The 12315-nt window shown below is 63.4% G+C and carries 17 protein-coding genes; 7 read left to right on the top strand and 10 right to left on the bottom strand.

Going from position 1 to position 12315, the window contains the following annotated elements; translation table 11 throughout:
- Window positions 1-116: 116 nt before the first annotated feature.
- Window positions 117-908 carry a tryptophan synthase subunit alpha gene (gene trpA, locus AB1E42_RS11270; protein WP_368344342.1) on the bottom strand — a complete coding sequence of 264 codons (792 nt, stop codon included), beginning with the start codon at window positions 906-908 and terminating at the stop codon, window positions 117-119.
- A 158-nt stretch (window positions 909-1066) separates the two neighbouring features.
- On the opposite strand from trpA, the gene ychF reads away from it, so the two are divergent.
- Entirely contained in the window at window positions 1067-2164 is a 1098-nt protein-coding gene (gene ychF, locus AB1E42_RS11265; protein WP_368346416.1) for a redox-regulated ATPase YchF, read from the top strand.
- Window positions 2165-2338: 174 nt separating this feature from the next.
- Here ychF and AB1E42_RS11260 read toward each other — a convergent pair whose 3' ends face one another.
- Entirely contained in the window at window positions 2339-2803 is a 465-nt protein-coding gene (locus AB1E42_RS11260) for an MAPEG family protein (RefSeq protein WP_368344341.1), read from the bottom strand.
- 84 nt (window positions 2804-2887) lie between these two features.
- Here AB1E42_RS11260 and AB1E42_RS11255 point away from each other — a divergent pair, with 84 nt between their 5' ends.
- Window positions 2888-3466, top strand: coding sequence for a TetR/AcrR family transcriptional regulator (locus tag AB1E42_RS11255; protein ID WP_368344340.1), 579 nt, complete (start codon window positions 2888-2890; stop codon window positions 3464-3466).
- A 100-nt stretch (window positions 3467-3566) separates the two neighbouring features.
- Window positions 3567-5345: an aspartate--tRNA ligase gene (aspS, locus tag AB1E42_RS11250; protein ID WP_368344339.1), complete on the top strand. Its 1779-nt coding sequence runs from the start codon at window positions 3567-3569 to the stop codon at window positions 5343-5345.
- Here aspS and AB1E42_RS11245 read toward each other — a convergent pair.
- A complete protein-coding gene (locus AB1E42_RS11245) occupies window positions 5342-6232 on the bottom strand; it encodes a LysR substrate-binding domain-containing protein (RefSeq protein WP_368344338.1) in 891 nt (296 codons plus the stop codon). The genes aspS and AB1E42_RS11245 overlap by 4 nt on opposite strands.
- Before the next feature lie 134 nt (window positions 6233-6366).
- On the opposite strand from AB1E42_RS11245, the gene AB1E42_RS11240 reads away from it, so the two are divergent.
- Window positions 6367-6612, top strand: coding sequence for a hypothetical protein (locus AB1E42_RS11240; protein WP_368344337.1), 246 nt, complete (start codon window positions 6367-6369; stop codon window positions 6610-6612).
- Window positions 6613-6661: 49 nt separating this feature from the next.
- Here the strand turns inward: AB1E42_RS11240 and AB1E42_RS11235 are convergent, their stop codons facing one another.
- Both AB1E42_RS11235 and AB1E42_RS11230 read right to left on the bottom strand, forming a co-directional pair.
- Window positions 6662-6799 (bottom strand): hypothetical protein, encoded by a 138-nt coding sequence (locus AB1E42_RS11235; RefSeq protein ID WP_368344336.1) that lies wholly within the window; start codon window positions 6797-6799, stop codon window positions 6662-6664.
- Between the two features lie 101 nt (window positions 6800-6900).
- Window positions 6901-7644, bottom strand: coding sequence for a response regulator (locus tag AB1E42_RS11230; protein ID WP_368344335.1), 744 nt, complete (start codon window positions 7642-7644; stop codon window positions 6901-6903).
- 165 nt (window positions 7645-7809) lie between these two features.
- Between AB1E42_RS11230 and mce the strand changes: the two genes are divergently transcribed.
- Window positions 7810-8214, top strand: a complete 405-nt coding sequence (gene mce / locus AB1E42_RS11225) for a methylmalonyl-CoA epimerase (protein ID WP_368344334.1) — start codon at window positions 7810-7812, stop codon at window positions 8212-8214.
- Window positions 8215-8237: 23 nt separating this feature from the next.
- Window positions 8238-8525 (top strand): DUF1467 family protein, encoded by a 288-nt coding sequence (locus AB1E42_RS11220; protein ID WP_368344333.1) that lies wholly within the window; start codon window positions 8238-8240, stop codon window positions 8523-8525.
- 3 nt (window positions 8526-8528) lie between these two features.
- Here AB1E42_RS11220 and AB1E42_RS11215 read toward each other — a convergent pair whose 3' ends face one another.
- The 3 genes from AB1E42_RS11215 to AB1E42_RS11205 are packed head-to-tail and all read right to left on the bottom strand — an operon-like array spanning window position 8529 to window position 10933.
- Window positions 8529-9221: an EI24 domain-containing protein gene (locus AB1E42_RS11215; RefSeq protein ID WP_368344332.1), complete on the bottom strand. Its 693-nt coding sequence runs from the start codon at window positions 9219-9221 to the stop codon at window positions 8529-8531.
- A complete protein-coding gene (locus tag AB1E42_RS11210; RefSeq protein ID WP_368344331.1) occupies window positions 9218-9796 on the bottom strand; it encodes a nitroreductase in 579 nt (192 codons plus the stop codon). Before AB1E42_RS11210 ends, AB1E42_RS11215 begins: the two co-directional genes overlap by 4 nt.
- Before the next feature lie 33 nt (window positions 9797-9829).
- Window positions 9830-10933 (bottom strand): class II histone deacetylase, encoded by a 1104-nt coding sequence (locus AB1E42_RS11205; RefSeq protein WP_368344330.1) that lies wholly within the window; start codon window positions 10931-10933, stop codon window positions 9830-9832.
- Window positions 10934-11009: 76 nt separating this feature from the next.
- Between AB1E42_RS11205 and AB1E42_RS11200 the strand changes: the two genes are divergently transcribed.
- Complete coding sequence (locus tag AB1E42_RS11200; RefSeq protein WP_368344329.1) at window positions 11010-11264, top strand: DUF167 domain-containing protein; 255 nt, start codon at window positions 11010-11012, stop codon at window positions 11262-11264.
- A 60-nt stretch (window positions 11265-11324) separates the two neighbouring features.
- Here the strand turns inward: AB1E42_RS11200 and AB1E42_RS11195 are convergent, their stop codons facing one another.
- Together AB1E42_RS11195 and AB1E42_RS11190 are read right to left on the bottom strand one after the other, a co-directional pair.
- Complete coding sequence (locus AB1E42_RS11195; protein WP_368344328.1) at window positions 11325-11570, bottom strand: hypothetical protein; 246 nt, start codon at window positions 11568-11570, stop codon at window positions 11325-11327.
- A 50-nt stretch (window positions 11571-11620) separates the two neighbouring features.
- Window positions 11621-12298: a hemolysin III family protein gene (locus AB1E42_RS11190; protein ID WP_368344327.1), complete on the bottom strand. Its 678-nt coding sequence runs from the start codon at window positions 12296-12298 to the stop codon at window positions 11621-11623.
- Window positions 12299-12315 lie beyond the last annotated feature (17 nt).

Here is a 12315-nt window from a genome sequence, read left to right as displayed (position 1 = left end):
AGCGCGAAGCGTGTGTATGCATGTTTTGCCGCAACCGGACCGCTGCGGCGCAGAAATAGGCGCCGCGCAACCCCAGTATTGCACGGGAAAGTTGGCAAAAGCTGAAGCGGGCGGGCTTAAGCGCTGTGGGCGCCGTCAGCGAGGGTTTTGACGAAGGCCAGCACATCGGCGGGGCTGTCGCCGTTGGCGATGCGCTCGACGATGGCGGAGCCAACAACGGCACCATCCGCGACGGAGGCGATCTGCTGGGCGGCTTCGGGTGTCTTGATGCCGAAGCCGACGATCACGGGCAGATCGGAAACGGCCTTGATCCGCGCGACCTCGGGGCCGACATCGGTGGCGACGGCATTGGCTGCGCCAGTGATGCCGGTGATCGAGACGTAATAGACGAAGCCGGACGTGTTGGTCATCACCTTGGGCAGGCGCTTGTCATCGGTGGTGGGCGTGGCGAGGCGGATGAAGTTCAGCCCTGCCTCCTGCGCGGGGATGCACAGCTCGACATCCTCTTCGGGTGGGAGATCGACGACGATCAGACCGTCGATGCCAGCGGCCTTGGCATCGTCAAGGAAACGCGTAACGCCGTGGGAATAGATCGGGTTGTAATAGCCCATCAGAACGATCGGGGTGGTGTCGTCCTGCTCACGGAAGGTGCGGGCCAGTTCGAGGGTCTTGATGAGTGTCTGGCCGCCTTCGAGCGCGCGCTGACCGGCGAGCTGAATGGTGGAGCCATCGGCCATCGGATCGGTGAAGGGCAGGCCCAGTTCGATCACATCGACACCGGCAGCGGGGAGGCCTTTGACCACCTCTAGCGACGTCTCATAATCGGGATCGCCAGCCATCACATAGGCGACGAAAGCTTTTTTGCCTTCGGCTTTGAGGGCTGCGAATTTGGCGTCGATCCGAGTCATCTGCTGTCCTTCCTCATGAACCGCGTCGGGTTTGCGCCATGGCTGGCGGAAAATCAATGGGCGAACGGCGTAAAGGCGCGAAAAGCGGGGCGAAACGCTTGACCATCGGGGGGGTGGGGCCGTAGATGCCCGCGCACCTCAGCCAAGGAGAATGGGTCATGGGCTTCAAGATGGGTATCGTCGGATTGCCGAATGTGGGCAAATCCACGCTGTTTAACGCGCTGACGAAGACCGCGGCGGCGCAAGCGGCGAACTTCCCCTTCTGCACCATTGAGCCGAATGTGGGCGAGGTGGCGGTGCCGGACGAGCGGCTGGACAAGCTGGCGGCGATTGCGAAATCGGCGCAGATCATCCCGACGCGCATGACCTTTGTGGACATCGCGGGGCTGGTGAAGGGTGCCTCGAAGGGTGAGGGCTTGGGCAACCAGTTCCTTGCCAATATCCGCGAGGTGGATGCGATTGCCCATGTGCTGCGTTGCTTTGAGGATGATGACGTGACCCATGTGGAGGGGCGCGTTGATCCGGTGGCGGATGCAGAAACCATCGAGACGGAGCTGATGCTCGCGGATCTGGAGAGCATCGAGAAGCGCCGCGCCAATCTGGTGCGCAAGCTGAAGGGCAACGACAAGGAAGCCCAGCAGCAGGACCGCCTGCTGGCGATGGCGCAGGCGGCGATTGAAGAGGGCAAGCCTGCGCGGGTTGTCGAGATTGATGACGAGGACCGCAAGGCGTGGAAGATGCTGCAACTGTTGAGCACGAAGCCGGTGCTTTATGTGTGTAACGTTGAGGAAGAGGCCGCGGCGAGCGGCAATGCGCTTTCCGAAAAGGTGGGCGAGATGGCTGCGGCGCAGGGCAATATCCATGTGGTGATCTCGGCCAAGATCGAAGAAGAGATCAGCCAGTTGGATGCCGAGGAAGCGGAGATGTTCCTTGAGGAAATGGGGCTGGATGAGGCGGGCTTGGACCGTTTGATCAAGGCGGGTCACAAGCTTTTGCATCTGCAAACCTATTTCACCGTCGGCCCGAAAGAGGCGCGTGCATGGACGATCCGGGAAGGCACACTCGCGCCGCAAGCGGCAGGTGTGATCCACGGCGATTTTGAGCGCGGCTTCATCCGTGCTGAGACTATTGCCTATGACGATTACGTCGCTTGCAACGGCGAGGGCGGTGCGAAGGAAGCGGGCAAGATGCGCGCGGAAGGCAAGAGCTATCTGGTGAAGGATGGCGATGTGATGCACTTCCTCTTTAACACCTGATCGGGGCGGAAAGGGGCGTGCACAAGTGATGCACAACCCATGCACATCTGATGCATATCGCACCCGCAGAAACATGAACAAAACGGCCTGAATGATAGACCCACCGTCACGGTGGGTCTTTTTCTTGATGGATTGTTCATCGAGGTTAACGCGCGTCGCGTGGGCGTGCGGTGCCTATACCACTGCCGCCACGATGACATAGAGCGCCATGGCGGCGGTGATCAGCGTGCCAATGGTGTAGAAGGTGGCGCGTAGCTCGTGGCTGCGGGCGGTGGCATAGGCGAAGAAATGCCCCGCGCGGGCGGCAACGAAGCCGTAGAGCGCCAGTTGCGCGAGCCACAAGGGCGGCGCGGTGAGGATGAACAGGAACCCCGCGACCCAGAAGGCGGGGATGTTTTCGAGATCGTTACGGTGGATGCGGCGGGCGCGTTCGACGCCCTCATGCGGTGCGAGTTGCTCGGGCGCGGGGTTTGGGTTCAGCGGGCCGGGGCGGATGTCCTCGGGCGCGGCCCAGCCGGAATGGGCGCGCATCATGATCGCCACGGTGATCCAGCCCTGACCGATGACCTTCATCACCGTCAGCGCGGCGGCGATGGCGTAGGTGGTGAGGAGCGGATTGTCGAAGGTGAGCGCTTGCATGGGGTGGCCTCATGGGAATCGGGGTTTACTTACCAATGGTAGGTAAGCTAGCTTACCGATGGTAAGTCGGTCAAGTGAGGGCGCATGGCGGCGCAAGAGCAGATCCTGAACGTGGCACGCGAGATCGTGGCGGAGGGCGGGCCGGTGGCGCTGTCCTTCGATGCGATTGCCAAGCGGCTGGGCAAGACAAAGCAAGCGGTGCTCTATTGGTACCCAACGAAATCCGCGCTCTTGGCGGCGCTGTTTTTGCCGGCGTTGGAGGCGGAGGTCGCGGTCGCGGAGGAGGCGCTGAAAGTAGTAGACGGGCGGGCCGATGCGATCGCGCGGTTTGTGCGGGCGGTGGCGGCGTTTCATCTGGGCGATTTGGACCGCTACCGCATGATGTATCTGCTGCCGCAAACGGCACGCGGCGGAACGCGGGCGGCGGACCGGCCGTTGATGCAGGACATCCACCCGATCACCGACCGGCTTTATGCCGCGCTGGCCCAGCACATGGGCGGCAGTGGTGCGGAGGCGCGGCGGGAGGCGGTGGCGGTGCATGGCGCGGTCTTGGGGCTGGTGCTGATGTTTGCGCTGGCGGATGCGGTGAACGACCCGCTCAAACACGCCGAAGAGGGGATGATCGCGGCGCTGATTGCCAGCTTGGGCGGGCAATCGGGGTGAATTGGACCTGATCTGGCGGGGAACGCGGTGTTGCCCTTGACTTCCGTGCTCAGGCGCGATGTATCGGCGCGACCCTAGAGAACCGATCCGGAGCCTGAAAATGCACGCCTATCGCACCCATACCTGTGCCGCGTTGACCAAGGAAAACGTGGGCGAGACTGTCCGCCTGTCTGGCTGGGTGCATCGCGTGCGCGATCACGGTGGCGTGCTGTTCATCGACCTGCGCGACCATTACGGCGTGACGCAGGTGATCTGTGATCCCGATAGCGCCGCTTTCAGTGCATTGGAAAAGGTGCGCTCTGAGTGGTGTATCCGCATCGATGGCGATGTGAAGGCGAGGGACGAGAGCCTTGTGAACCCGAAGATCCCGACCGGCGAGATCGAGGTGTTTGTGCGCGATCTCGAAGTGCTGGGCGCGTCGCAAGAGCTGCCGCTGATCGTGTTCGGCGATCAGGAATACCCCGAAGAGACGCGCCTGCGCTATCGCTACCTCGACCTGCGCCGTGAGGCGATGCAGGAGAACATGAAGCTGCGCTCCGATGTTGTTGCCTCGATCCGCAAGCGGATGTGGGACACGGGTTTCCGCGAATATCAGACGCCGATCATCACCGCCTCTAGCCCCGAAGGGGCGCGCGACTTCCTCGTGCCGTCGCGCCTGCATCCGGGCAAGTTTTATGCGCTGCCGCAGGCGCCGCAGCAGTTCAAACAGCTGATCATGATGTCGGGCTACGACAAATACTTCCAGATTGCGCCGTGCTTCCGCGATGAAGACCCGCGCGCGGATCGCTCGCCGACGGACTTCTACCAGTTGGATCTGGAAATGAGTTTTGTCACCCAGCAGGACGTTTTCGACACGATCCAGCCGGTGCTGGCGGGCGTGTTCGAGGAATTTGGCGGCGGCAAGAAGGTCGATACCGAGTGGCCGCAGATTTCCTACAAGGATGCGGCGAAGTGGTATGGCACCGACAAGCCGGACCTGCGCAACCCGATCAAGATGCAGGATTGTTCCGAGCATTTCCGTGGCTCCGGCTTTGCGATTTTCGCCAAGCTGTTGGAGCAGGAAGGCACCGAAATTCGCGCGATCCCCGCGCCGACGGGTGGCAGCCGGAAGTTCTGTGACCGGATGAATGCCTTCGCCCAGAAGGAAGGCCTGCCGGGGATGGGGTATATCTTCTGGCGCGATCAGGGTGACGGGATGGAAGCCGCTGGACCGCTGGCGAAGAACATAGGGCCGGAGCGGACCGAGGCGATCCGCCAGCAGCTGGGCCTTGGAGTGGGTGATGCGGCGTTCTTCCTTGGTGGCAAGCCGAAGGCATTTGAAGGTGTTGCAGGCAAGGCGCGGAACGTGATCGGCGAAGAGCTGGGCCTGACGGATATGGACCGCTTTGCCTTTGCGTGGATCGTGGACTTCCCGATCTATGAACGTGACGAGGAAACTGGTGCGATCGACTTCGAGCATAACCCGTTCTCCATGCCGCAAGGCGGGTTGGAGGCGCTGAACGGCGATCCGCTTGAGGTGCGTGGCTTCCAGTATGACCTTGCGTGTAACGGCTATGAGCTGGTGTCCGGTGCGATCCGGAACCACAAGCCGGAGATTATGCTCAAGGCCTTTGAAATTGCGGGCTACGGCGAAGACGAGGTGAAGAAGCGCTTTGGCGGGCTGTTCACCGCGTTCAACTACGGTGCTCCGCCGCACGGTGGCTGCGCCGCAGGGATCGACCGGATCGTGATGCTCTTGGCCAATGAGCAGAACATCCGTGAGGTGATCATGTTCCCGATGAACCAGCGGGCCGAAGACCTGCTGATGGGCGCACCGAACGAGCCGACGAACGAGCAGCTGCGCGAATTGCGCCTGCGGGTGTTGCCGCCGGAGGACTAAGCGTTCACCACGCTGTCGAGCCACGCGCCAAAGGCAAGGACGCGGGGATCGGGGAAATCCGTTTCGGGATAGACGAGGAACATGCCGTTCCCGCTAGTGATACTGGCGGGATGCAGGCGTTTGAGCCAGCCACGGGCGATATCGGGGACGGAGATTTTCGTGTCGATCAGGGCCGCGCCGAGGCCGGATTGCGCCATGTCATGCGACAGGCCGCGATCTGAATAGCCGATGATGGTGATGTCCTCGGGCGGGGTGTAGCCTACGGCATCGAACCACATATTCCAGTCGGCATCCTCGGACATCACGCGGGCGAGCGGCATTTTGACGATCTCGTCGGGTGACAGGGGAAGGGGCCGATCACCCAGCCGCGCGGGCGACGCCATCGGGGTGAGCGTGTCCATGTAGATAGGCTTGGCGGTGAGGCCCGGCCATGTGCCGTTGCCGTGGCGCAGGCCCGCATCGACGTTTTCCTTGCGGAAATTCAGGACGGAGCGGGTGAGATCGAGTTTGATCGTGAGGTCGGGGTAGAGGGCGTGGAATTCCGGCAGGCGGGGAATCACGAGCCGGTTTGCGAAAAACGGCGCGGAGGTGATGTGGAGCGTGCCTGCCATGCCTTGAGCCGTGAAGCGGCGCACGGCGTCATTCATCCGGTTCAGCGTTTCGGTGAGATCACGGGCCAGTGCGGCGGCCTCTCCCATCAGCGCGACGCCACGGGCGCGGCGGTGAAAGAGCTGGGTGCCGAGGTCTTCCTCCAGCGCCTTGATTTGGTGGCTGATGGCGGCGTGGGTGACGTGCAGTTCCTCGGCGGCGTCCTTGAAGCTTTCGTTGCGGGCGGCGGCCTCAAAAGCGCGGAGCTGGTTGAGATTGGGCAGGCGGCGGAGCTGCATGGCGGCCCTCATGGGTTAGTAAAACTAACGCATGGTGTGAGAAACGGTCGTTTGTTGTCAATCATTGGGAGAGTCTAGGGTTGGTTCAGGACAGGCGCTGCGGCGCGAGACAGACCGGAAAAAGGAGCAAGATCATGACCCGCAAGACCCACACAAACCTGACGAACCTTGACCTGATGATGCTGAGTGGCGGCATGGAAACCATGCCCCAAAAAGAGGCACGACTGCTGGCGCAGATTGGAACGCCGATCCGCTGCGGTGCCTGCCGTGCGATTGCCGCGATGTGCGGGGCGACTGCACGGGCGCTGAGCCATGTGGCGTTGCGGCTCGATGCGCTGGCCGCGCGTTTTGCCGCGCGGGCGGTGCCGAACGCGGCCTAGAACATAGCGCCGAGGAAAAAACGGGCCCAGCGGTGTTGGGCCCGTTTTATTAAACTGGGGGGCGGTTGATCTGCATCGCGATGGCGGCAACCAAGAGACACAGCATGAACGCGCCTGCAATTAGGAACATATAGTCGATAATGTCGCCGGGGGTTTGGAGGCGGAACAGCCTTTGGCGCAGATTCATCTCAAAACCTCAAAAATTTTACTGGTACACATGGGCGTAACCTTTCGTGCAAATTGGGCGTAGAGGTGGCAGGGGGTTGGAATTTTCTGACGAAAATGCCCCTAAAAGGAAGTGAAGCGCCCTGTGCCACCCGCGATGCGGGTATCAATGAGGCGCCGCAGCTGGTGCAGATCATCCGGTGCGGGTGCGGCGGTGGCGCGTAACGCCGAGGCTGCCTCCAGCAGGGGGGTATCGCCACTGTCCTGCGCGAGCGTGATGAGAAACCCCAAGACATAGGAGAGCCGATCCGGATCGGGCGGGGCATCTGCCGGTGCGGTGAGCAGGCCGTCGAGATGGTCAAGCGCCTCTTCGAGGTCTTCATGCAGGGCGAGGGGGTCGGGCTCGACCTCTGTTGCAAAAACCGGACGCGGGCCGCCGGGGTGCCGCTCGGGGGGGAGATGGGCAAGGATTACCTGCTGGAATTCGGAGAGGCCGCGAACCGGCTTGGCGAGGAAGCCATCGGCACCGGCGGCGAAGGCGAGTGGCTCGGTCGCGGGATCGCCGGAGGTGGCGAGGATCGCCTCGATCCGGGGGGAGGCATTGGCAAGCTCTGACAGCAATTCCGCCCCAGAGCCATCGGGCAGGCCGATATCAACGATCACCACCGCAGGGCGGTAGACCCGCAAGTGCTGGCGGGCGTGGGCGAGCGTATCGGCCCGCCGCAGCCGCGCACCGGAGCGCAGGGCCAGAAGGCGCAGCGCCTCGCATGCATGGCGGCTGTCCTCCACCACGAGGATCGTCAGCCCCAGTAGCGGGCGCGCGGGCGTGGGCGGGCGGCTCATCAGGATATCGGCAAGGCTTTCCATTCCAGCTCTCCTTCGCAAGGTGAGATCATGAAAACGCAGGAATGGTGAATCTGCGGTTAATGCCGCTGCGCGATGCGGGCGCAGTGTGACGCTTTGCCCGCAACAGGGATATTGCTGCAGCGCGGAAATCCGGCGATAAGCGGCGCAACCGAGGAGGAGCAAGCTATGATCGGACGTCTGAACCATGTGGCCATTGCGGTGCCGGATCTGGAAGCGGCATCGGCGCAGTATCGCGATGCATTGGGCGCCACGGTCGGCGCACCGCAGGACGAGCCGGACCACGGGGTGACGGTGGTGTTTATCGAGCTGCCGAATACCAAGATCGAGCTGCTGTACCCGCTGGGCGACAACAGCCCGATCAACGGCTTTTTGGAGAAGAACCCATCAGGAGGCATTCATCATGTGTGCTACGAGGTGGATGACATCCTCGCCGCCCGCGACAAGCTGACGGAAAGCGGGGCGCGGGTACTGGGCACAGGCGAGCCGAAGATCGGCGCACATGGGAAGCCGGTGCTTTTTCTGCATCCGAAAGACTTCAACGGCTGCCTGATCGAACTAGAACAGGTGTAACGCCTTACTGACAGGAGACCCTGATGGGACCGACTTCCGCGCTCGTGCTGTTTGCCGTGATCTGGTTCATGGTGTTTTTCATCGTGCTGCCGCTGCGCCTGACGACGCAGGGCGAGGATGGTGAGATCGTGCCGGGCACGCATGCCTCTGCCCCAGCGGACGCGCAGATCAAGCGCAAGGCGAAGATCACGACGATCTGGGCGGTGGGCCTGTGGATCGTGATTGCGGGGACGATCCTTTCGGGGCTGATCACGGTGCGTGATCTGGATTGGTTTAACCGGATGGCGACGCCGGAAGTGAGCCAGCAGTAACGCTTATCCCTTCGCCGCCACGCGGTGATAGAAGTGGGTGAAGGTTGCCGCGCCAAGCACCGGCACCAGCAGATTGAGCAGCGGCACGGTCAGTGGCAGGGCCATCAGGCAACCTGCGGCCCATATTTGCACGGTATGGCGCTTGCGCAAGCTGTCTGCCCCTGAGCGGCCCTCGCGCCGGATTGCCGCCATCTGGAAATATTCGCGGCCCAGCAGGTAGCCGTTCAGCCCGTAAAAGATCAGCGGCGCGGCGAAGGGGAAGATCAGATACGCCCCGAAAGCGAGGATATTGGCCCCGATCAGCACGCCAAGGAAGGTCAGCGCATCGCGCAGCGCGTCCATCAGGGGCGGGCGCGGCGGTGTGGGAAGGCCGGGGTAGTGGGCCTCCTCGACCGCTTCTGCGATGTCATCAAGGAAGATACCGCTCATCGCGGAGGCGACGGGGATCATCAGAAAGACCGACAGCCCGAGCATCAGGAAGAGCGAGCCCCAGCTGAGGAGATCGCGCACCCATGTGACCTCGCCCAAAAGCGGCAGGGTGACGGTTTCGGGCGCGAAGATACCGACGGCGAGCACCAAGAGCGCGTAGATCGCTGCGAGGAGGCCGACGGTCAGGCCGATGCCGAGGAAGATCACGCGGCGGAAGCGCGGATCGGAAAGCTGGGCAAGGGCGCGGGTGAAATCGAGAAGGATCATGCGGAGACCCATGTGACCTTTGCGCCGAGGTCGGGGCGGGGGCGGTCCGGCGGGGTGGCGCGCGCGGTGCCGATGTGGATCAGGCCCGCGATGGATTCATCAGCCGCGATGCCAAATGCCTCTGCCGCGAACTGCGGGTCATGGCTGGCCCAGCCGGTGAGCCAGTTGGCGCCCCAGCCGGAAGCGAGTGCAGCATTGAGGAGCGAGAGGCAAACGGCACCGGCGGAGAGGGTTTGCTCGATGGCGGGGATTTTTTCGGACGGAACGGGCGCGGCCACAACGGCGACGACCAGATGTGCGTCACCATATTGGGCGATGGCTTTCTCGATTTTATCAGGCGCGATGCCGAGGCGCGCACCGTGGGCGGGGATCAGCGCGGCGATCCGCTCCAGCGCGGGGCGTTCGAGCACGAGGAAGCGCCACGGCTCCAGCTTGCCATGATCGGGGGTGCGGGCGGCGGCGGTAAGGATCGGCTCCAGCTCCAGCCTGTCGGGGACAGGGGTGGTTAGTGTTTTGGCGGGGCAGGAGCGGCGCGTCAGCAGGAAATCGAGCGCGGCGGCGTTGGGTGTGGGCATGGGGCCTCCGAAGGTGTTTCGGGTTAGATAAGGTCAGGCAAGCGCGGATGCCATATCTGCAAGCTGCGAAGACACAAAAGACTCGAACGTGGCATCGGGCTGGCGCAGCGGAAATACATCGCCAAAGGGGTCGGCGGCGTGGATCGCGCTGCCGGACATTTCTTGCAGCACGGCATGGCCGCAGAAGGGGACATAGGCCTCGGAATAGCCGCCCTCATGGGCCATCATCACCTTGCCGCCGCAGATATCGGCGGCGAGGTCCAGCACACGGCGGGTCATGGCGGAGAATGTCCCCTGATGGCAGAGCATTCGGCCCAAGGGATCGTTGGCGCCCGCGTCATAGCCGCAGGCGATGATCAGCACATCGGGCTGGAAGGCGCGGATCGCGGGCAGGGCGAGCCGGTCGAGTGCTTCGAGGTAGGAATTATGGCCGCAGCCGGGGGGCAGGGGGATATTGAGGTTGAAGCCCTCGCCCGCGTCGGTGCCGCGATCTGCAAAAGCGCCAGTATCCATCGGGTAATTGCGGTCCTGATGCATGGAGATTGTGAGCACATCGGCGCGGTCATAGAAGATCGCCTCGGTTCCGTTGCCGTGGTGGACATCCCAATCGAGCACGGCGAAGCGGGTGGCAAGCCCCTCGGCGCGGGCGGACTCGATGGCGAGCGCGAGATTGGCGAAGAGGCAGAAGCCGTTCGGGTAATCCGGCAGGCAATGATGCCCGGGCGGGCGGGAGAGGGCGTAGGCGTTATCCAGATCGCCGGTGAGCACGGCCTCCAGCGCGGCGATGGAAAGTCCGGCGGAAAGGGCTGCGATCTCATAGCCTTGCGGGCCGAAGGGAGTGCGGCGGCCCAGTTCGCCGCCGCCTGCATCAGACGCCGATTTGAAGCGGTCGAGATAGCTTTGCGGGTGGATGCGCAGCAGGTCTTCGGTGCTGGCGGGGGCTGCGCCGCGCATCTGCAATTCGTGGGAGAGGCCGGTGACATCAATCAGGTTCTTCAGGCGGCGCTTGGTTTCGGGGCTTTCTGGCAGGCCATTGGCGACGGAGGGTTGCACGAGGCCACCCACCGGCAGGAGGCCCGCGTAATTGCCGCCCGAGTGCCAGAAACATTTCTCATCCCAATAAAAGCCGGTGCGCATGAAGTCTTTCCTGTGTTGGGTCTGCCGCCTAGGGTGCGGGTCATGTGAACGGTGCCAAGGACAGAGGCGGGGCGCAATGGAAAAGGGCGAATTGGCGCATCTGGCGGTCGCGGGGGCGGAGATCGCGGTACTGGTGACGCCGAAAGCGGCGCGGAACCGGATCGTGGCGGAAGGGGATGTGCTGCGGGTTTATGTGACCGCCGTGCCGGAAGGGGGCAAGGCGACAGCCGAGGTGCAGAAGATGCTGGCGCGAGCGCTGGGCGTGCCGAAGAGCGGACTGGAACTGGTGCGCGGGGCGACGGCGCGGCAGAAGGTGTTTCGCGTCGGGTGAGGGGCGTGGCGGTGGCGCGCCGTCGATGCGCGGCGGCCTTCGGCTTTGAACCCGCGCGGACTAGTCCGCGTCTTTCTCGCGGCGCAGGCGGTAGACCCCTTCGGGCAGGTCGAGCGCTGCGCCGAGGTCTTGCAGCTGGCTCATCGACAGGGTGATGCGCACGACCGAATCTTTGCGCGGGTCGTATTGTTCGAGGGTGATGCAATCGTCGAAGGCGTTGATCACCACGTCCTCTTTGAGGTGGGTGCTGCCTTCGTCAACGAGGGTGACGACCGTGGCGTCGAAATCATGCTCGATGGTAAACATGGGATGACCCTATCCCAGCGGCGGCGGGACGCAAGCGGATTACGCGCGGATCAGGCGGCGAGGAAGGTGCCGAGGCTGATCGCGGTGAAGAAGCAGGCCGATGCCGCCAGCACGAAGCCGTGCCAGATCGCCATCGCGTAGCGCAGCCGCTCCATGCGGAAGAACAGTACGCCAAGGCTGTAGAGCAATCCGCCCGCCACCACGAGGAGCGCGGCCGCCAGTGGCAGGACGGGAAACAGCGACCAGACCAGCGCAAGGCTGGCCCAGCCGAGGCCAAGGTAGAGGAGCGGCCCCAGCGGGCCGGGGGTGCGCCAGAAGAACAACCGCAGGCCCGCGCCAAACAGCGCCACGGCCCAGACGACGGCCAGCACGCCATAGGCGAAGGCCGAGCCGATCAGCACCACGAGGGGGGTGTAAGTACCTGCTATCTTGAGGAAAATCGCGGCATAATCAAAGCGGCGCAGGAGCGGGCGCAGGGTTTCGCGCGGGGGGAAGTGATAGAGCGTCGAGGCCAGAAAACTGGCGAGGAGGGCGGCGCAGTAGACCGACACCGCCGCCGTGCGCGCGCCGCCTTCGAAAAGCGCGGTGAAGGGGATGAGGAGCGCCCCGCCAATCACCGCGAAAGCAAGCCCAAGCACATGCATCACCGCATCCGCACGGCGCTCGGCGCGGGCATAGGTGGGGTAGGCATCGGGGTTGGCGGGTGTGGGGCGGGCATCCTCGGGCATGACTTGAAGCTAGCGTA

The organism is Pelagovum sp. HNIBRBA483 (genome assembly GCF_040931995.1).
In the GTDB taxonomy this organism is placed as follows: Bacteria; Pseudomonadota; Alphaproteobacteria; order Rhodobacterales; family Rhodobacteraceae; genus JAEPMR01.
This window is presented reverse-complemented; position numbering and strand designations above follow the sequence as displayed.

Excerpts from the sequence above, each read along its gene's own strand:
- AB1E42_RS11255 (WP_368344340.1), top strand. The coding sequence starts at position 2,888 with ATGGCGGCGCAAGAGCAGATCCTGAACGTGGCACGCGAGATCGTGGCG.
- mce (WP_368344334.1), top strand. The coding sequence starts at position 7,810 with ATGATCGGACGTCTGAACCATGTGGCCATTGCGGTGCCGGATCTGGAA.
- AB1E42_RS11235 (WP_368344336.1), bottom strand. The coding sequence starts at position 6,799 with ATGAATCTGCGCCAAAGGCTGTTCCGCCTCCAAACCCCCGGCGACATT.
- trpA (WP_368344342.1), bottom strand. The coding sequence starts at position 908 with ATGACTCGGATCGACGCCAAATTCGCAGCCCTCAAAGCCGAAGGCAAA.
- AB1E42_RS11195 (WP_368344328.1), bottom strand. The coding sequence starts at position 11,570 with ATGTTTACCATCGAGCATGATTTCGACGCCACGGTCGTCACCCTCGTT.
- AB1E42_RS11210 (WP_368344331.1), bottom strand. The coding sequence starts at position 9,796 with ATGCCCACACCCAACGCCGCCGCGCTCGATTTCCTGCTGACGCGCCGC.
- AB1E42_RS11230 (WP_368344335.1), bottom strand. The coding sequence starts at position 7,644 with ATGGAAAGCCTTGCCGATATCCTGATGAGCCGCCCGCCCACGCCCGCG.
- AB1E42_RS11190 (WP_368344327.1), bottom strand. The coding sequence starts at position 12,298 with ATGCCCGAGGATGCCCGCCCCACACCCGCCAACCCCGATGCCTACCCC.
- AB1E42_RS11245 (WP_368344338.1), bottom strand. The coding sequence starts at position 6,232 with ATGCAGCTCCGCCGCCTGCCCAATCTCAACCAGCTCCGCGCTTTTGAG.
- aspS (WP_368344339.1), top strand. The coding sequence starts at position 3,567 with ATGCACGCCTATCGCACCCATACCTGTGCCGCGTTGACCAAGGAAAAC.
- AB1E42_RS11240 (WP_368344337.1), top strand. The coding sequence starts at position 6,367 with ATGACCCGCAAGACCCACACAAACCTGACGAACCTTGACCTGATGATG.
- AB1E42_RS11260 (WP_368344341.1), bottom strand. The coding sequence starts at position 2,803 with ATGCAAGCGCTCACCTTCGACAATCCGCTCCTCACCACCTACGCCATC.
- AB1E42_RS11220 (WP_368344333.1), top strand. The coding sequence starts at position 8,238 with ATGGGACCGACTTCCGCGCTCGTGCTGTTTGCCGTGATCTGGTTCATG.
- ychF (WP_368346416.1), top strand. The coding sequence starts at position 1,067 with ATGGGCTTCAAGATGGGTATCGTCGGATTGCCGAATGTGGGCAAATCC.
- AB1E42_RS11200 (WP_368344329.1), top strand. The coding sequence starts at position 11,010 with ATGGAAAAGGGCGAATTGGCGCATCTGGCGGTCGCGGGGGCGGAGATC.
- AB1E42_RS11215 (WP_368344332.1), bottom strand. The coding sequence starts at position 9,221 with ATGATCCTTCTCGATTTCACCCGCGCCCTTGCCCAGCTTTCCGATCCG.
- AB1E42_RS11205 (WP_368344330.1), bottom strand. The coding sequence starts at position 10,933 with ATGCGCACCGGCTTTTATTGGGATGAGAAATGTTTCTGGCACTCGGGC.